We start from the raw sequence: 21,181 nt of genomic DNA on the forward strand, positions 1-21,181 counted from the left end.
ACACGGAGAATTTAGAACCAAATAAGTCGAATTTGTGATAATTCGTGATATTTAGTGATAATTCGTGACAATTAACCTTGGAGACACCTATGTTTAAAAAATTAGTACCGGTAAATAAAGACGTTCATGCCAGTTTAAAAGTTAAACCCTTAGATGGTTTTGGTTTTTCATCCGGTTTTCATATTGCAACCATTATGGTGCATGAATTTGCCCGCGCGGCCTCGGTTTATCCGATTGTGTTTCTTGAAGATAAAGAACAGGATGAGTTTCGTCCGGTGGTGCTACTCGGTTTAGATGCTGGCACCAATTTATTTGTCGGCGAAGATGGTAAGTGGCAAGCATCGTATGTACCGGCAATTATTCGTCGTTATCCGTTTGCCTTAGCGAAAACTGATAAGGACGATCAGTTTACCGTTTGTGTTGATGAAGAGAGCCCGTATGTCGGTAACAAAGAAGGCCAGGCTTTATTTGATGACAAGGGTGAGCCTACAGAAGTGGTTGAAAATGTTAAGCGTTACCTTAGCGAATTGCAGCAAATGGAAGTGTTTACCAAACAGTTCTGTCATTTTTTAGCCGAACATAACTTGTTTACGCCATTAAATATGCGTGTTCGTGAAAACGACCAGATGAAAAATATTACGGGCTGTTATGTGGTTAATGAAGAGCGCTTAAATAACTTATCGGACAATCTATTCCTTGAAATTAAGTCACGTCGTTATATGGCGCCTGTGTACTCACACTTAACGTCTTTAGCGCAAATTGAGCGTTTAGCCATGTTGAAAGACGGTGTCAAAGGCTTGACACAGCAGCAAGCTGACACCAAATCTGTGCATTAAAAGCACGTTTATTACATCGGTTCTAGTCAATAGCTAGGCCGGTGGTTTGTCATTCCGGAGAGATAGCAACGATGAAACAATTTACCAAAAAACAATTACCGATCTGGTTAAGTATCTGTCTTGCCGGAGGCGCGGTGGCACCCGGTTTTGCCACAGCGTCCACACCCGATTCCGCCAATGCTTTGATATTGGAGCAAGGTGTGATGGCGTTAAACCAACAAACACTGGTTGAACAGCTGATTGCGCGTAATGCACAAGTGCTGTTTAGCCAATTACAAACTGAGCTGGCACAGCATCAGATTTTGCAAGAAACCGGTGCATTTGAGCCGGTTTTTTTCTCTAATGTGCGCTATGACGATGTTCGCCGTCAAGCCGAGGCCAGTGATCGCAGTAGTCCAAGGTTATCACCTGATTTTTCTGTATTTGAAGAACAGCGCAGTCAATATGAAATAGGGGTTAATTCGCGCCTCAGAAGTGGCGCGGACTTGCGGGTTAGTTATCAAACACTGCATCGAGAAAATAATACCATTGGACAAATAACGAGCAACCCGTCAAATAATGCGGAATGGACCGGTTCTATTAACCTGGTGATTACCCAACCGTTAATGCGCGGTTTAGGTGCGACACAACAGCAATCGCGTATTGCGCAAGCTGAGTTAGAGCATCAGGTTTTAATTAGCCAATATCAGCAACAATTAATGCGTAGTATGTTTGATGGCTTGTCGGCTTATTGGCAACTCTATCGTGTCGAGCAGGTGCAACAGATGCGGGTAGAATCGCTAGAAAATGCCCAAAAAACCTATGCGGATTTGGAGCGCCGTGTGCGTGCCGGGCAACTTCCCGAAACCACCTTACTGGAAGCACGCTCCAATATTTTGTCACGACAAGCAGAGCTTGATGCGAGTTTACACGCTTACCAAGATGCCAAAACTCGCCTAACCACATTGCTCAATATTTCAGCGGCCGAGCAGGATGTTACGATCAAGTTGCTGGATGAACCGGTTGCTACCGCCCTAGCCTTACAAGGATCGTTTGAAGCCTACTTCGATACCGTGTTAGCCAGTTGGCCCAGTTACGCGGTGGCGTTAAAACGTGCCGATGTGCAAATGGAACAATTAAAATCGGCGCGCGATGAATTAAAGCCTCAGCTAGACCTGTTAATGGGTTATAGCACCAACGGTTTAGGTTTCGATTATGGTAAGAGTGCCGAAAAACAGTTTTCAACCGATTTTCCGTCGTGGTTTGCGGGCTTGAGTCTGACCATGCCTTTGCAAGGCAATAAGCGGGCACGCGGTCAAGAGTTGGCGGCGTTAACGCGTTTGAGTCAGTCAGAAATTGATGCCCAGGCGATTCGCACTGGCTTAGCGAATGATTTACAAAATCGGCTGATTCAAGTGGAACGTAGCCATGATGAGTTGATGGGTTATCAAGATAACGTTGCGTTGCTTAAGGAATTGTTGCGTATTGAACGAGAGCTTTTCGATGCCGGTTCGCGCCGTTTAAGTGATGTCTATGATCGTGAAGATCGCCTCAATCGGGGTATGCAGCAGTATATTGATGCCAAGGTAAAATTTGAAATTGCCAAGCTATCCTTGCAGCTGGCGGAAGGTTCCTTGCTCGGTAACTTTGGGATCAGCGTTGGCGATGGCTCGTCACTGAGTGCCAGCCCTGTGCAACCGGTTGTTCAGCGGTGAGTTTCTTTAATGACTAAGGCGTCTTGTATGCGCTCTTGGCTTGGCGCAGGCCTGCTGGCATTGGTGTTGGTAGCAGCACCACTGAAGCAGGTGTTTGCGTCGGCCTTGACTCAGGTTGGCGTGCTCTATCCGCAAGACGAGTTTTTATTATCCTTTGGGGTGAGTGGCCTGGTGGCTGATGTATTGGTAAAGCCGGGTCATAAGGTTCGAGCTGGACAGCCGTTAGTGCGGTTGGATACCCAGTTACAGGAGGTTGAGCAGCAGCGCCGTCGCTTGATTGTTGATGATCAAGTTGAGCAGGATGTGCTGACCCAACGCCTTGCCGTGTTAACCGGTCAGTTACAACGAGCCGAGCAACTGTTTGCGCAATCACGCTCCATTAGTTTAGATGACTTGGAGCGTTTGCGTTTAGAGCATATCACCCTAGAAGGTCGCCTGCTTCAGTTGCAAAATGAAAAGCGTTTAGCCCAATTGGAATACCAGGCCGTACAACTAGACATTGCATTGCATTCGTTGCGTGCGCCCGCCGACGGCCAAGTTATCGAAGTCCAACCCAGTCGCGGTGAATGGGCGCGTCAAGGTGAGCCGGTATTACGCTTAGTTAATATTTCGCAATTGCGTTTAAAACTCAATGTGCCAGATGGATTAGCCAGACGTTTAGTAGCAGAGCAAGCGATTTCAGTGAATATCGAAGGCCAGCAAACCGTGATGGGGGCGTTGGTGTTTATTTCGCCGGTAGCGGATCCCGCCAGTGGTTTGGTTGAGCTACACATTAACCTTGCTAATCCGGATGGCGTGTTGCGTCCCGGCAGCAAGGCCAGTATTAATTTAGAACATCTTCAGTAAACGGGTGCCCAACCCATCTTAACAGTGCTGCGAAGCAGGGAGTTTAAGGGTGAAACGACATAACCAAAAAACCTTAACTAAACAAGCGTTTCAGCTAGAACCGCTTGAACCTCGCTTTTTACTCTCCGCGGATCCCGTAATGGGCGCTGCGCAGGTGGCATTGTTAACCGAGTTGGATGGCAGTCAGGGTGCGCAAACCGAGCATCATGTTGAATTTGATGTCAACCAAACGCAACAAGAAACACCGCCGGTTGATGAGGGTGATGGGACGTTCAACCTAACATTAGCGGTTGATGCACCCGCCAGCGAAACAGTAACCTTAACAGATGGGCTGTTAATTTTAGATTTTACCCGCACCGAGCAGGGCTTAATTTTTGCGCCGACAGACCTGAATAGTGACATTACGCTTGACCAGGCCTGGTTAGATTTAGCTGCGTCGGAACTGGATCAATTAGGCGCCGCGCAAACCTTGCAAATGGGTTATGCCGACGCAGCCTATACCATTCATGTCGGCCAATATGGCTTAAATGAGCCATTAACCTTTGCCCATAACCTGTTGCTAATGACTCCGGCTGAGGGCGGTCATATCAATTTAAACCAGAATATTTTGTTTGAACCCGGTACCGGGTTGAGCATTATTGGTAGTGGCAATACGACCACGATCAATACGGATCAAATAGAGAGTGGTGATATCAATAACCAAGTTAATGATTCGATTGAAATCAACGGTAAGCGTGTCTTGCAATCGGGAACTGGTAATATTACTCTTGGCACTACAAATACATCTTTCTTTTTGGGTGGAAAAGGAGATGCTGACAAAGAAGATATCCTTACCTTAAATCTGAGTAATCAGTCCGGTGCTAAAGATGTCGTGATTCATTACCAAATTGGCGCTAATTCTGTTTCCGGCTCCGAGACTGCTCCATTAGATGGCTTGATTATTAATCAAGCCGGTAATGTGACCTTTGAGCGTAACGTGAATATTGCCGGTGATTTAATTATTAACGCAAGCGGGGTTGTTAATTTTAAAGGCAGCTTAGTCTTGTCTGGAAACTTAATCATTCAAGGTGCCGAGCAAGTTATATTTGGAGGTAAGGTAACGCTTGAAGGTTCGCATAACGAACGCTTTGCATTAATTGAAACTAATAGGCTTGATTTAGCTGCTGGAACCAATGCTTTTGAAGCTTCGGGTTATGATCTTTTTATTCAAACTACAGATAAAGCAAAAAGTATTGTGGTAGGTAGTATCTCTAGCCCCCCGAGTAATAGTTTGCAATTAAGTCAGACAGCTTTAGATAAAATAAACAGCAATTTGGGACGCTTAATCATTGGGCACCAAGACGTATTAACTAATCAAGCTATTACCGGTGATCTATTTTTAGGTGGCGTGGATCGTGGGGCGGTTAATTTTAATTTTGCAACCGAGTTTTACGCACAGAATATAACCCTGGTAGATGACACGAACGCTAATATTGTTACACGTAGCAGTAAAGACCTGGGCTTGTTTGCGCGTAACAACATCACCATCAATAATGAGCTGGACAATTACTTTTCAGATGCAGTTAGTAACGTTTTAACACTTTATTCAGCCGCTGGCGCGATTACGCAGTCAACAACAAATACCGACCCCATTATGGCCAATCGATTGAATATTCAGGCTGCAACCGGTATTAATATAACCCATGCGCAAATTAAATCACTCAATCTAGTAAATACAGGGTCTGGAGATGTTTCGATTAACACTCAGGCGGGTACAAACCCGTTTTACTCAAATATATCCGGTAATCTTGACCTTGCGCGTGCCGCTCAAACTGATCCAAGTAGCTCAGATTCGATTAATATTACTGCAGAAGCCGGTAATATTATGCTGACGGCTGATCCCGCATTGAATGTTTTTCGTAGTCTAACAACGCTTACCAATAACACCTTTACCTCTGATGTTGCCTCTGGCCAAAGTGCTGTGGTTAATTATGCAAGTCGTTCTTTGAGTACGACAGTACTGATTGCTGAAGGTAATGATGTAATCCATGCCGGCACAGGTAGTATTACCTTAACAGCCAGTGAGGCTATTGTGCAAAATGCCAATATTACTTCAGCGGGGGGATTAGTTACCTTAAATGCTCAGAATGGAAGTATTGCCATGCTGGCTAGCGTGCTTACTGACGCAAGTGTTGGTAGTGCAACTACAGGTACCGTCGTATTAAACGCTGCTGATCATATTGTGCTGGGCCAAATTAATGCCAAAACGGCGATTACGCTGAACGCCAATACGAATAATAATGGTACGGGGTCTATTACTTCGGCAAGCGGGGTAGGCACGGGTTCAAATCGCCCTTTAAACCTCAGTGGTGAAACCGAAACGGTTACACTGCGTGCCAGCCAAGGGATAGGTACAGATACTGTTCACTTGAAAACTGAAATAGCAGGCCTGCTGGCGCGCAACACCCTGTCTGGTGGGATATTCATTCAAGAAACCACCGACTTAGAGGTTCAAAAAGGTATTGATGAAACCAATGCAGATTTAGGGGCTTGGTCGTCTGGTACTGATGGCAATGCCGTATTCACTCTGCTCAACGGCAGCTTCACTGCAACCGGGCAAATGTTATTGGAGGGTGCTAGCGGGAATTTGTTGGTGGATGCAAAAACTACAGATAAACCGGCTAATATCGCTATCAATCAAACAGTGACTACAAACAATGGTTCGGTGAGTTTACTAGCCGCTAATGGCATTTCTATGGCAGCAGCAGGCCTGGTCGAAACCCTAGCGCTAGAAAAAACCATTGAATTACTCGCCAGCAGCGGCGCGATTGCCATGACCCAAGGCGCGCAACTCAAAACCAATCGCGGCAATATTCGCTTAGATGCCTCAACGAATGTTGAAATTGGTTTAATTGATGCGCGTTTTGCAGATGATCGTGGACAAACACCAACTCTAGCTAATCAAGATGATTCAACGAATTTCTGGGGTTCGGTATTCATTAAAGCGGGTACAAGCATCGAAGATGCTTATGTACCAAATGGCAGTGATGATGGCATCGTTGACATTTTTGCCAAAGACCTACGTATGCAAGCCGGAACCCACATCGGCACTGGTGCTAACCATCTTGAAACCGAAATATTAAATCTTGCCGCGCATACCACGAATGGCGGTATTTACATTACTGAAGCCTCAGTGATTACGGTAAACCAGATTGCCGATGTGGCAATAAATCGGGTTGCGACAGCGGGAACTGCGACCTTAGCAACAGCCGGTACGGCGTTAAACGGTATCAGTGTTGGCAGTGTTGGTGGTGCGGCTAACCATCTGGTTTTGATTAATAAAGCCGAGTCGATGAATATTGAACAGACGGTAACGGCAGCCGGTGCTGGCAATATTCGTATCGAGTCGGAATCTAACGCGGGCGTAACCATTTCAGCCGATGTCGAGTCCGGTTCGGGTCATATTTCTGTTTTAAGCGGTGGCGTATTAGCTTTTGGTGCCGCTAGTATCAAAACATCGGGTGGTGATATTGACCTGCAAGCGCAAGGCCATATCGAGTTTGGTGTGGCGGATGCGCGGAAATATGATGGTGAGACATTGCAAGCGCAGGCAGAGTGGGGGAGTGTTATAGCCGTCTCAAACAACAGCGCCATTTTAGAGGCCAGACCACCTCAAACTTATCACAATGTCTACGCCAATCAACTTCGCCTTGCTGCTAATGACTCGATTGGTCAACATAACAGTCACCTAGAACTCAAAGTCGCCAAACTCTCGGCTAAGTCACTAGGCACAGTTGCAAACGCTGGAATTTATTTAACTGAAGCCACCGCCATGACCGTCGGTCAAATTGATGCGATTAAGCGCGTGTCTCTGGATGGCACTACCACGGATCAAACCACTACCGAGTGGAAAAACCTTAATAGCGCAGGCAATTTAGTATTGCAAACCATCGATGGTGATCTCGATACCTTATCAGACACGGGTGCAATCACAGTCGACGGCAATCTATTCCTTAAAGCAGGCGGTAACACCTCTGACCTCACGCTTGGCGCAATCCTAACCAACACCGCTGGCCACACCAGCCTTGAGGCTGGGTGTGATATTCTGCTTAACGCTAATATCAGCGTCACAGCCGATACAAAAACCATCGACCTTAAAGCCGGTGATGACATCATCATGGCAGAGAATACAACCATTACCAGCACCAACGGTAACATCCGTTTAGAAGCAGGAAATAGTCAACCCGATGATATATTGGATAACGGTAATAACGACATTCAATTGAGAACTATCACAGCGGGCACGGCTAATGTCGCCTTAATCGCGAACAACAACGGTTCGATTGTGGATGCGGCAGATGATTCTATAACTAATATTTTTGCCAATGGCTTAATCCTGAAGGCGGGAACAGCGATTGGCTCAGGTACGAATCATATTGACACTAGCGTTACGACGCTGTCAGCCAGTGCGGGAAGTGGCGGCGTATTTTTAACCGAGTCTGATGGTTTGATTGTTGATGAAGTCGATTTTGATGTCAGTCGCGTGAATAGCCAAGCAGTGGTTGCTAATCAAAATAGCACTCAAGAAGACCTGCGCACCACGGATAATGGCGCGATTGTATTGAATCTTAATACGGGTGATCTCACCCTCAACGGTACAGCCAATACACCAGGTCTGGTTGCCATGGGCAGTGGCAATGTGTTGTTGAATCTTGCGGCAGGAAATCTCCAGGCCAATGCGGCAATCGATGCGGGTATAGGTTCCATCTCCATCCACAGTTCTGGTTCACAAACCTACACAGCGGCAGGCGATATCACCACCGCAGGCAATGGCACGATTGATCTTTGGGCGAAAGGTGCAAACAGCGCAATTCAAATGACTGCCGCCACGACATTTAAAACTAATGGTGGCAATATTCGTTTGGTTGCGGGTGATACCAATGTCGTTGGCGGTGAGATTACGCTGGGTACTTTGGATGCTCGAAAAGGAACAGAGATTCAGGCTAATTGGGGTTCAATCAGTCTAATTACCGCTAATGACATTGTGGCCGCGGCTAATTCATCAGAAAATATTTGGGCGAATCAACTTAGGATCGACGCCAAGGGCTTTGGTGCTTTAAACCAAGCGATCCAAACTGAAGTGGCTTTATTGGCGGCTAAGATCGGAGAAACGGGTTTATACATTAACGAAGCCAGCACGCTAACAATCGGCGAAACCGCTGCTATCACTGTTGATCGGGTCAATACTCAAGCAGTTAATGCTGATCAAACTGATGCGACCTTATCAAAAATCGTCAGTGCCGGCCATATTAGCCTTCACACCGGCGGAACCTTAACGCTGGCGCAAAATGTTGAAGCCACCGGTGCAACCACTATCGATTTACGTGCGGGCACGGACAGTTCCGGTCACCTTATCATGCAGTCTAATGTAACTGTCACTAGTCAAAACTCTGATATCCGCATTGAAGCAGGTGGGGATATTCAACTGCGCACAGTCACAGCGGGAACCGCTAATGTCGCGCTGATCGCCACAGCGGGTTCGATCACAGATGCAAATAATGATGCCAATGCAAACGTCACCGCTAACGGCTTACTGCTTAAAGCAGGTCATGGTATTGGCGCCGTGGTTAATGACGCGACTAACTTCATTGACACAGCGGTATCTTTCTTAACGGCAAACGCTGGAACGGGCGGTTTGTTTGTAAGCGAAGCCAGTGGGCTTGAAATAAATACTGTCAGTGTGAGTGTAAACCGAATTCATCAATCTAGCGTATTGACGATAAACCAAGAAGACCTGCGCACCACGGATAATGGCGCGATTGTGCTGAATGTTTTTGATGGTAATTTAACGCTGAACGGCGGTACAGCCAATACACCAGGCCTTGTCGCCACGGGCAGTGGCAATGTGTTGTTGAATCTGGGCGCAGGTAATCTCCAGGCCAATGCGGCAATCGATGCGGGTATAGGCTCCATCTCCATCCACAGTTCCGGTTCACAAACCTACGCAGCGACAGGCGATATCACAACAAGAGAAACGCGCACGATTGATCTTCAGGCCAGTGCCATTACTATGGAAAATGGCGCGGTTACATCAGCTGAAAGTGGCAATATCCGCTATGTCGCTACTGGCGCTATGGCGCTTGGACAGTTAACCACGCAAGGTAATATCAGCCTCAGCGCGAGCACGATTACTGACAACAACGGTGCTGCCAATAACCTGACCGCTAACCAGCTACGCATCGTTACCACCGGCACAGCGGATGGTGAAGGCGCAGGTACAGGCCAAGATCATCTAGAAGTCAATGTTGCCAAACTCGCTACTGATATTAAAGGCACGGGAACAGGTGGTCTATACCTAAGTGAAGCCAACGCCCTAGAAATTGGCACCCTTGATGCCATCAATGTTAACCAAGTCGGCACGGACGGCGTAACCTTATCAGCGATAACCGATGACGCCCAAAGCAATCTGAGTTCTGCTGGTAACTTGGTATTGCAAACTCTTGCGGGCTCGTTGAGCATGCAAGCGACAGGCGGTGCTATTACTGCCGCTGGCAATCTGCTGATCAAAGCAGGCGGCAATAGCTCTGATTTAACCCTTGGCGCAATCCTAACCAACACCGCTGGCCACACCAGCCTTGAGGCTGGGCGTGATATTTTACTTAATGCAGATATCAGCGCCACAGCCGATACAAAAACCATCGATCTGAAAGCCGTTGATGACATCATCATGGCTACGGATACCAGCATTAGCAGTAACAATGGCAACATTCGTTTAGAGGCTGGAAATGCCAACACCGGTGATTCAGGGGTTAACGGCATTGCATTACGCACCATCACAGCGGGCACGGCTAATGTCGCCTTAATTGCGAACAACAGCGGTTCGATTATGGATGCGGCAGATGATTCTATAACTAATATTTTTGCCAATGGCTTAATCCTGAAGGCGGGAACAGCGATTGGCTCAGGTACGAATCATATTGACATTAGCGTTACGACGCTGTCAGCCAGTGCGGGAAGTGGCGGCGTATTTTTAACCGAGTCTGATGGTTTGATTGTTGATGAAGTCGATTTTAATGTCAGTCGCGTGAATAGCCAAGCGGGGGTTACTAATCAAAATAGCACTCAAGAAGACCTGCGCACCACGGATAATGGCGCGATTGTGCTGAATGTTGCCGCGGGTAATTTAACGCTTAACGGCGGTACAGCCAATACACCAGGCCTGGTTGCTGATGGCAGTGGCAATGTGTTGTTGAATCTGGGCGCAGGTAATTTGCAGGCCAATGCCAGCTTAGATGCCGGCACCGGCTCAATCTCTATTCACAGTTCCGGTTCACAAACCTACACAGCGGCAGGCGATATCACCACTGCTGGAAGCGGTACGATTGACCTTCAAGCCAGTGAAATTACGATGACTGATGGCGCGGTTACATCAGCTGAAAGTGGCAATATCCGCTATTTCGCTACTGGCGCTATGGCGCTTGGACAGTTAACCACGCAAGGTAATATCAGCCTCAGCGCCAGCAACATCACTGATAATAACGGCGCTGCCAATAACCTCACCGCTAACCAATTAGCCATCTCCACCACCGGCACAGCCGCTGGGCAAGGCGCAGGTACCGCGACCGATCATTTAGACATTAGCGTAAACAGACTGGCGGGGAGCGTTGTTGGCACCGGCAACGGCGGTCTTTACCTAACGCAAGCGAATGCACTTGAGATTGGTGCGCTAGGCACCATCAACGTGAATCAGGTTGGGTTAAATGACACAACGCTGACGCTAACAACCGATGCAGCGCAAGTTGACCTAACCAGTGACTCTAATCTGATCATTCATACCCAAGGTAATGTTCATTTCGCCAGCGATATTTCGGCTTTAGCAAATGCGTCAATAAGCTCTGGCGGCGCAATCACTCAAGCGGCAAACACTCAGGTGAGCGCAGTAGGCCTGTTGCTGAATGCGACGGGCAATATTGGCAGTAGTACAGCGTTGTTAAAAACAGATGTTGAACAGTTGGGCATTAGCAATGCTAACAACGCGTATATTGACAATGCCCAGTCGGTAAATTTAGGTCAAGTCACGGTTGCAGACACAATGCATTTAAACGTGGCCGGCGCAATCACTCAAGCGGCAAACACGCAATTGAATGCCGCAGGTCTGGTGCTGAATACAACGGGCGATATTGCTAGCAGTTCGGCGTTGTTAAAAACCAGCGTTAATCAGTTAAGCATTACCCATGCCGCGAGTGCGTATATTGACAATGCCCAGTCGGTAAATTTAGGTCAAGTCACGGTTGCAGACACAATGCAGTTAACTGTGGCCGGCGCAATCACTCAAACGGCAAACACGCAATTGAGCGCCGCAGGCCTGGTGCTGAATGCAACCGGCGATATTGCTAGCAGTTCGGCGTTATTGAAAACTAGCGTTAATCAGTTGGGCATTACCCATGCCGCGAATGCGTATATTGATAACGCCAAGGCCGTCAACCTATCAAATGTAACTGCAACAGGGGCAGTGCATTTAACGGCCGACGGCGCAATTACTCAAACGGCTAACACTCAAATTAGCGCAGCAGGCCTGCTACTCAATGCAACCGGCAATATTGGCAGTAGTACAGCGTTTTTAGAAACCAACGTTAATCAGTTGGGCATTACAAATGCTAACAATGTGTTTATTGATAACAACAAGACCGTTAATCTGTCCAACGTGTCAGCAATAGGCGATATACGCCTAAAAGTAGCCGGTAATTTGACGAATGTTAGTAATAGCCTAACCAAAACACTAGGTGTTTTAAATCTGGATGTAGCGGGTAATATTGGCTCGGACACAAATCCGCTAAACATAGCGGTCGGGCAATTAACTGCGATCACCAGTGGCTCATCAACTAGCGCCTTTTTTAATCAACAGGGCAACTTACGTGTTGCCACCTTGAATGTAGCGAATCTTGTTGATTTGCGGGTTCAGGGTACCGTACAAACCAGCGATACAGCTATTACAACAAACATTAATGCCCAATCATTGCGGCTGGTCGCTACGCCTTTGCCATTAAATGCGCAGAACTTTAGCACTAGTGTGATAACGACCAGTGAGCAGGCACTAAAAGTGGCTGTAAACCGTTTTAGTTTTCCAGCTGTGGGTCAAAATAACCTGAATGCGGTGATAGATTCGCAAGGTCGGGTACACATCCTAAATCTTAGTGGGCGATTGGGTTACGCGATGTTAAACCAGTCTAATAGTGCCTTAGCCTTAGACGTTGCGGCTATTCGAGACCTTGCCGATTTTGAGTTTTTCTTAAAACCCGTATTAGAAATTGTGCGTCAAGAAAGTCAAACGACACCTTCAATGTTGCAGCCGCCTATCGCTACGGCGGTGCCAAGTATGTTTGTTAGCCCAGCACAAATCACGAACCTTGGTAGCCGAATGTTGTTTGAACAGTCGTCCTCTCTTGAACCCCAAAATGACGCTATTTTTGAGCAGTCGTTGTTAATGAATATTTTGAGCACACCCGCTACCCAAAACATAGTAGCTCCTTCGACGAGCCTAAGCGGATTAGCGCTTCAAGACGAAGACGATGAGCTGTTTGAAGCCCAGTTAGCGGTGTTATAAGGACATTAATGAGCCATAATCATGTTGATGTTAAAGCCTTAATTGCCGATTTTCGTGATTTAAGACAGATGACAGCGGATCAGCTTGATCCGTCATTTTGGCAAATTTTTTTATCCCGCGCGCAAGCCTTATGCTTGGCCGATCAGGTGCTGTTGTTAGCGCAGTCTCATCAGGAGTGGCAGGTTTGGTTAAACGAACACGAGCAGGCTAGCTTGCCGCCAGCGATTACTCCCGAGTTAATTGCGCGTTGTGAAAAAAATGGTTATGCCGTCAGTGCATCAAATGCCCAGCAAGCACAAGCTCAGCCGCTTTGGGTGTTGGTGAGCTTGGTCACCACGCCACAAAAGCTGTTAGCTTTTTATATTCAACCCTCTAATCAGCATCGCTTAAGTGAAATTCTGCTCCGCGCGCAACTGATTGCCGATGTGCCTAGTCTCAAACCCATCACTCGTGGCACAGAACAGACGGCGCAGGCCGATGCCAATGTCATGTCCATGCTAAAACTGCTTATAGAGGTGTATCAGGCAAAACATTTTGATGCGGCAGTTTACGCGTTGGTCAACGGCATCGTTAGTTATGCTAATGAAGTTGAGCAGGTCGTATTGAGTTGGCAAGAAGGCGAGTATAGCCGCGTTAAGGGCCTAAGCCACTTTGATCGGTTTGAGAAAAAAACCGAAACGATTAAGTTTTTTGAAGCGGCACTAGAAGAAAGCGCCGATCAGCAAATGGCGATTTTATGGCCAGATGCGTCTTCGCCGGCGGCTATGACCTTGGCACATCGCCAGCTAAAATCCCACTTAGATGCTCAGCAGATTTATAGTTTTCCGCTCTATGATGCGAAGGGCGAGGTTGTTGCTTGTTTAGGTTTGATTAGTTATCACCAGCCTTTTTCGCCTTTGTTGCTGGAAGCCATTACCTTTGTCACTTCGCTGTTGATTGAGCGCTTGGTGGTGCTAAAGCAAAAGAAAGATTTTTGGTGGTTGCGGGCAACACGGGTCAGTCGGAAGTTTTTAGCCGTCGCCCTGGGTCGCGATTTTGTATGGACCAAAGTCATTACACTGGTATTGCTCAGTTTTATTATTTGGGGCACCTTTTTTCAACTGCCGCATCGGGTATCAGCGGTGTCGCAACTGGTGACAGACAGTTCACAGCTGATTAGTGCGCCGTTTGATGGTTACTTGGATGAGGTCTATGCTACTTTGGGTGATAACGTCACCGAAGGTCAGGTGTTAACTCGACTGAATACCCAGGAGTTAATGCTGCAAGCTGCTGAATTACAGGCCGAGTTACAACGGGCGCAGGCTGAAGTCGATCGTGCGCGTGCCAGTTTTAACCTGATTGAACAGGAAATTGCCCAAGCGCGGATGCGCCAAGTCAGTGCCCGTTTAGAAAGGTTGCAATTTTACTTGGATCAGGCGGCGATTCCGGCACCCTTTGAAAGCATCGTGGTTGAGGGCGAACGCAAAGACTTAATGGGCTTGCCGGTTAGAAAGGGGCAGGTACTCTATCGGTTAGCACGTATTGAAGGCTTGTATTTGGTGATGCAGGTGGCTCAAGAGGATATTGATTATGTCCATTTAGGCTCACGAGGGCAGTTTGCATTTATTAGTCAGCCGAGTGTTCGTTATGATTTTACCGTGACCCAAATTGTGCCCATGGCTAAAGTCCCAGGGCCACAAGGTGCGGTGTTTGAGGTGAAAGCGGTTTTTGATAGGGAACCCGAATTTTGGTGGCGTCCCGGTATGACTGGTGTGGGCAAAGTCGATGTAGGCCACGCACGAGCCTTTTGGGTGATGGGGCATAAGTTTTTTAATCGTATTCGTATGTGGTTGTGGTGGTAAGCGATGGCCGCAACCTTTAGTGAGTCTTGGTATCAAGTAGCGCGATTAAAACTGGCGTTGTTGCCAACCGTCAAGGTTCATAAACAAGTCTATCGGGGCGAGATTTGGTATGTGTTGCAAGATAGCTGTTCGGATAAGTTTTTTCGGCTACGTCCGAAAGCTTATGAATTTGCCTGTCAATTATCTACCAAAACCACGGTTGAGCAGGCCTGGTTAAACTTTGTTGAGCGTTATCCCGAGGATGCCCCCGGTCAGGACGAGGTGATTCAGCTATTGGGTCAATTGCACCACTCAAACTTGTTGTTTTACCGTTCTGAATCCGATTACGATCAAATTTTCAAGCGCTTTGAAAAGCAACGCACCAAAGAGCATTTAACCAAGCTGATGGCGCCTTTGTATCTGCGCATTCCTATGTGGAACCCCAATCCCTTTTTAAATGCCAGCCGTAAATTACTCCTGCCCTTTTTTAGTACCTTTGCTTTTGTAGTCTGGTTAGTGGTTATTCTGTTAGGTGGTAAAGCCGCAGTAGAAAACTTTGATCAGCTTTGGGTGCAAGGCCAGGGTTTATTGGCGCTGGATAATTTATTGTGGCTTTATGCTTCGATGTTTATTTTGAAAATGTTTCATGAAATGGGTCATGCCATAGTCTGTAAAAAATACGGTGGCGATGTGCATACGATGGGCATTATGTTTATCGTATTCACCCCTTTGCCCTATATGGATGCGAGTGCCAGTTGGGCTATGCGAAACCGTTGGCACCGCGCAATGGTGGGTTCTGCGGGGATGTATGTTGAATTATTTTTTGCGGCGGTTGGAGCGGTTATTTGGGCGAACACGGCTGAAGGCACCCTCAATAGTTTGGCGTTCAACATCATGGTGATTGGTTCTATTTCGAGTATTTTGTTTAATGGCAATCCCTTGTTACGTTTTGATGCCTATTATATTTTGTCAGACATTATTGATATTCCTAACCTGTATCAAAAAGCGAACCAGCAGTGGCAGTTTTATTTTGATAAGTTTATGTTGGGAACTTACAAGGCCGAATCACCGGCATTGAGTGGTTCAGAGGGGGTGTGGCTAACCAGCTATGGTTTGTTAAGCTATATCTATCGCTTCTTTATTATGTTGGTGATTATGGTTTATGTGACTGGGATTTGGGTTGGCCTGGGCATTATCATGGGGATCATCATGCTGTTTATTTGGCTACTTATTCCACTAAAGAAACTCTTTACTTATTTGATGACTAGCCCCAAGTTGCAGGCTAATCGACCGAGAGCCTGGTTAACCTCTATGTCAGCCCTAGCTTTATTATTTGGTGCTATGGCTACCGTTCCTTTACCCTATTCCATGAAGGCACCCGGAGTGGTGTTGTCGGCTAACGCAGCGATTGTATATTCGGCCAATTCGGGGCAATTAATCGAAGTCGCAGTTAAATCCGGTGATTGGGTAACGGAAGGGCAGTTGCTCATTAGGATGCGTGATGATGAATTAATCCAAGATATTCGAATTGTCGAGGCACAACAGGCTGAAACTGAATGGATGATTCGACAGGCCTTGCAGCGCTCTAGTGGCGATTTGGCGGCCTTACAAACTCGAATGGCCTTTTTAAATCAGCGACTCGAAGAATTACGCGATCGGGAAGATAAATTGTTGCTTCGCGCACCGCATGATGGGGTTTGGGTAAGTGATAATTTGCATGAGCGCGTGAACTCGATTGTCAGCCGTGGTGATGCGCTGGGTCAGGTATCACAGCCACATGAGCAACGTTTTATAGTGGTGGTAACCCAGGAGCAGGTGGCGAATTTATTTCGTGAAGAGTTTGAGTCTGGCACCATTCGCTTTCGATCGCAGGCCTTGGCTGACTTGGCTGTTGATCAATTGCAATTTATTCCCTTTCAACGTCAACTATTACCAAGCCCGGCATTGGGCTGGGATGGCGGTGGTCCAATTATGAGTCGTGCCAATGCCGATGGTACGATTCAATCGATTGAACCTTTCTTCGAGGTGCACGTTAGTTTGCCGCCTGATTTTGTTCAGTTTGAGGGGCAAACAGGGGTCTTAAAAATTGCTTTAAACTGGCAACCGCTCTATTGGCAGGCTAAGCAATTTACTTTGCAGTTGTTACAACAACGCTTTAAGCAAGGCTAGTTATGCTGCGAGCGGCCAATTATTTTGAACCTCGCCCCATTCCAGACCCGCCTTATTGGGTCGTGTCGAAGACGGTGGTGCGCTGGCAGCAAATGTTGGGCAAAACCAAGTTGAAAGGTTATTGGCAGGAGATGGCGGTACTGAATCAGTTGGCCAGCGAATTACCGAGTGGCGAAACCTTGGCGTGGCTTGATGAGGTGAAGCGAACGGTGCAGCGTGGCAAGTTGCAACAAGATCGACAACTCTTGTACAAAGCCTTAATTATGTTGCGCAATTTGGCCGATACCGAGTTGGGTATGTGTCCGTACGATGTTCAGCTGTTGTGTGTAATGGCCATGATGGATGGTTATTTGGTGCAACTGGCACCGGGCGAAGGTAAAACGCTGACTCTGGGCGTGTTGGCTGTCTTGCAGGCCTGGTCGGGCAAACCCTGTCACGTGATAACCGCAAATGATTATTTGGCCAAGCGCGATGTTGAAACGCTGATGCCTTTATTTCAAGCGGCGGGCATTCAAGCAACCGCTGTCACCCAAGAGATGTCGTCAGATCAGAAACGTGAGAGTTATGGTTGCTCGATTATTTATTCCACTTCAAAACAGTTATTAGCTGACTTTTTGCATGACAAGCTGCGCTTTGGGGGTATGCCGTCACGGTCGAAGTTGAGCTTAAATCGCTTAACCGCTACAGAAACCGATTTTTTAATGCCAGGGATATTTGCGGTTATTGTTGATGAAGCCGACAGTATTTTGATTGATGATGCCACCACTCCGTTAATTATTTCTGCGCCAGAGCCAAACCTGCTGCTGCGAGAAGCCGTGATGAAGGCCAAGGCATTGCTGGATTTAATGCAACCAGGCCTGCACTACAAGTTAGAAAAGGAACAATCTGGCGTGCGATTCTATGCGCCGGGTGACGCCTTGTTAGCCGATCATTTGCCAGACTTTCCACGCTTATGGCATTCTAAGAAGCGTCTTGAGGATTTAATGTTTCAGGCGATTATGGCGCGCGATCATTTTAAATTGGATCAGCATTATGTCATTCAAGACGGCAAGGTCGAAATTGTTGATGAAAGCACAGGCCGGGTTATGCCTGGCCGATCATGGAGTTATGGCTTGCATCAATCCGTTGAAGAACGAGCGGGTGTTGAATTAACCGATCCCAGTAAAACCATGGAAAAGATGAGCTTTCAGAACTTTTTTAAGCTCTATCATCAGATGACCGGCGCCAGTGGTACGTTGCAAAATATTCATGATGAAGTTTATTACAACTACCGACGGTTAATTTTAAATGTACCGCCACGAGTGCCTTCAAAGTTAGTGGTGGCGCCTTTTCAATTATTTCATAATCGCGAGCACAAAATTGCTGCGCTGATTGCACAAGTCAAAGCCCTCCATGCCGAACAAAAACCAATTTTAATTGGCACGCGGCGCATTTCTGATAGTGAGGATTTGGCGGCGCATCTTATCGCGGCAGGCTTGTATATTAAAATTTTGAATGCCAAGTTTCACGCGCAAGAGGCTGAAATTATTGCCCAAGCGGGTGAACTGGGGCGCATTACTTTAGCTACTAATATGGCAGGTCGTGGAACCGATATCAAATTGGTGCCCGCCGCGCTGACTTTAGGAGGTTTACAGGTGATTATGTTTGAACCGCATGAATCAGCTAGGATTGATTGGCAGTTGTTTGGTCGAGCAGGTCGGCAAGGTCAGCCTGGTTATGCCTATCCATTAGTGGCGTTGGATGATGAGATTCTCGTCAAAAATTTGTTTCGTTTTGAGCGTTTGGTGATGCAAACGATTCGCTGGATGCCAGCCAAACCGGGGCAGTGGTTATTGAATTATTATGTGGAGTTAGCTCAACAGCGTGCGCAAAATAAGGCCTTTGCGAAGAGACGACGGATTAATAAATCCACGCGTGAAGCCAAAGAACGCTTAAGTTTTATAAAGGGAACGAGTTAAAAAAAAGGCCAGCATTAAATGCTGACCTTTTAGCTGGTTACTTATTTCTAATAAGCAACAAATTACTCTAGATCAAAGCGATCGGCGTTCATAACCTTGGTCCATGCAGCGACAAAATCTTTAACAAATTTTTGTTTGTTATCGTCTTGCGCATAAACTTCCGCGTAGCTACGCAGAATCGAGTTTGAACCAAATACCAAGTCTACGCGTGTTGCGGTGAACTTGGTGGCACCGGTTTTGCGATCCACGATGTCATAATGGTATTTGCTAGCCGGTTTCCAGCTATAAGCCATGTCGGTTAGCGTCACAAAGAAATCATTGGTGAGCGCGCCAACTTTATCGGTAAACACACCATGCTTGCTACCACCGTGGTTAGTACCCAGTACACGCATACCACCGATTAAGCAGGTCATCTCATGTGCGGTTAAGCCCATCAACTGCGCACGATCTAACAACAGCTCTTCTGGTTGTACCGCATAGTCTTTCTTAACCCAGTTACGGAAACCATCATGAATCGGTTCTAGTACCGCGAAAGACTCATCATCGGTCATCTCTGGCGTTGCATCGCCACGACCTGGTGCAAAGGGCACATCCACCTGAACGCCAGCCGCTGCAGCCGCTTTTTCAATACCGACATTACCTGCTAATACGATTACGTCAGCAACACTAATCCCAAACTCGGCGGCAATCGGCTCAAGTTTCGCAAGTACCGCTTGCAGACGCGCAGGCTCGTTGCCTTCCCAATCTTTTTGTGGTGCAAGGCGAATACGTGCACCATTAGCACCACCGCGAAGATCGGAGTTACGGAAAGTGCGTGCGCTGTCCCAAGCGGTAGACACCATGTCACTGATGCTTAAGCCAGTTGCGGCAATTTTTGCTTTAACTGCTGCAACATCATAGTTGGCTTTGCCTGGAGTTACTGGATCTTGCCAAATTAAATCTTCAGTCGGTGCATCTGGGCCAATGTAACGAACACGAGGACCCATATCACGGTGGGTTAGTTTGAACCAAGCGCGCGCAAACACGTCAGAGAAGTAATCTGGGTTCTCGTAAAATTTCTTTGAAATTTCACGATAAGCTGGATCTTTAATCATTGCCATGTCAGCGTCGGTCATGATGGGGTTGTAACGAATGGATGGATCTTCCACATCAACCGGCTTGTCTTCTTCTTTGATGTTAATGGGTTCCCACTGCCATGCACCCGCCGGAGATTTTTTCAATTCCCAGTCATAGTTGAAAAGCATATAAAAATAACCATTGTCCCATTTGGTTGGGTTAGTAGTCCAAGCCCCTTCAATCCCAGACGATACGGTATCACGACCGATGCTTCGTGTGGTATGGTTCATCCAGCCCATGCCTTGTTCTTTTACGTCAGCCGCTTCCGGATCAGGTCCAAGGTTTTCAGCACGTCCATTACCATGGCTTTTACCTACGGTATGCCCGCCGGCCGTCAAGGCAACGGTTTCTTCGTCATTCATCGCCATTCGAGCAAAGGTTACTCGAACGTGATGCGCGGTTTTCAATGGATCAGGTTTGCCGTTGACACCTTCTGGGTTTACATAAATTAAGCCCATTTGCACTGCGGCTAATGGATTGGCTAAGGTTGTTGCTTCATCTACATTGTCATAACGCTCTTCAAATGGCATTAAAAACTCTTTCTCGGCTCCCCAGAAAATATCTTTTTCTGGATGCCAAATGTCAGGACGACCAAAGGCAAAACCGTAGGTTTTTAACCCCATGTTTTCATAAGCAATGGTGCCAGCAAGAACAAATAAATCCGCCCAGCTTATTTTGTTGCCGTATTTCTTTTTAATCGGCCATAACAAACGACGTGCTTTATCAAGGTTCACGTTATCCGGCCAAGAATTTAGTGGCGCAAAACGCTGGTTACCGGTGCTCCCGCCGCCACGTCCGTCCGCAATACGGTAGGTGCCGGCCGCGTGCCATGACATACGAATCATGAATCCACCATAATGACCCCAGTCAGCTGGCCACCAGTCTTGACTGTTGGTCATTAAATCATGCATGTCATTTTTCAGGGCATCGAAATCTAATTTTTTGACTTCTTCGCGATAGTCAAAGCCAGGGTCCATCGGATTAACTTTAGAATCATGTTGATGCAGAATATCAAGGTTCAAAGCATTCGGCCAAAATGACATGGCTGAAGTTCCCATCTGGCTATTGGCGCCGTGCATTACCGGGCATTTGCCTGCTGATTGGTTTTGTTCCATGGTTAACTCCTCTGTTGTTTTAAAAACGATGCCTTGCGTTGCTG

At 47.0% G+C, this 21,181-nt stretch carries 8 protein-coding genes; 7 read left to right on the plus strand and 1 reads right to left on the minus strand.

All coding sequences use genetic code 11. The annotated features are described in order from the left end of the window. The first annotated feature begins 89 nt into the window (after positions 1–89). From THICY_RS01785 to THICY_RS01815, 7 genes are all read left to right on the plus strand, one after another. A complete protein-coding gene (locus THICY_RS01785) occupies positions 90–836 on the plus strand; it encodes a SapC family protein (RefSeq protein WP_013834904.1) in 747 nt (248 codons plus the stop codon). Between the two features lie 71 nt (positions 837–907). Next, positions 908–2,530, plus strand: coding sequence for a TolC family protein (locus THICY_RS01790; protein ID WP_013834905.1), 1,623 nt, complete (start codon positions 908–910; stop codon positions 2,528–2,530). A gap of 27 nt (positions 2,531–2,557) precedes the next feature. After that, complete coding sequence (locus tag THICY_RS01795; protein WP_013834906.1) at positions 2,558–3,376, plus strand: efflux RND transporter periplasmic adaptor subunit; 819 nt, start codon at positions 2,558–2,560, stop codon at positions 3,374–3,376. Positions 3,377–3,425: 49 nt separating this feature from the next. Continuing rightward, entirely contained in the window at positions 3,426–12,959 is a 9,534-nt protein-coding gene (locus tag THICY_RS01800; RefSeq protein WP_013834907.1) for an LEPR-XLL domain-containing protein, read from the plus strand. A gap of 8 nt (positions 12,960–12,967) precedes the next feature. Then, positions 12,968–14,800, plus strand: coding sequence for an efflux RND transporter periplasmic adaptor subunit (locus tag THICY_RS01805; RefSeq protein ID WP_013834908.1), 1,833 nt, complete (start codon positions 12,968–12,970; stop codon positions 14,798–14,800). A 3-nt stretch (positions 14,801–14,803) separates the two neighbouring features. Next, on the plus strand, positions 14,804–16,948 hold the full coding sequence (locus THICY_RS01810; RefSeq protein WP_013834909.1) for a secretion protein HlyD: 2,145 nt from the start codon (positions 14,804–14,806) through the stop codon (positions 16,946–16,948). Between the two features lie 2 nt (positions 16,949–16,950). Beyond that, positions 16,951–18,906, plus strand: coding sequence for a preprotein translocase subunit SecA (locus tag THICY_RS01815; protein WP_013834910.1), 1,956 nt, complete (start codon positions 16,951–16,953; stop codon positions 18,904–18,906). A 62-nt stretch (positions 18,907–18,968) separates the two neighbouring features. On the opposite strand, the gene katG is transcribed toward THICY_RS01815, so the two are convergent. Continuing rightward, positions 18,969–21,137: a catalase/peroxidase HPI gene (gene katG / locus THICY_RS01820; RefSeq protein WP_013834911.1), complete on the minus strand. Its 2,169-nt coding sequence runs from the start codon at positions 21,135–21,137 to the stop codon at positions 18,969–18,971. Between the last annotated feature and the right edge of the window lie 44 nt (positions 21,138–21,181).

It is taken from the genome of Thiomicrospira cyclica ALM1 (assembly GCF_000214825.1).
Classification (GTDB): Bacteria; Pseudomonadota; Gammaproteobacteria; order Thiomicrospirales; family Thiomicrospiraceae; genus Thiomicrospira; species Thiomicrospira cyclica.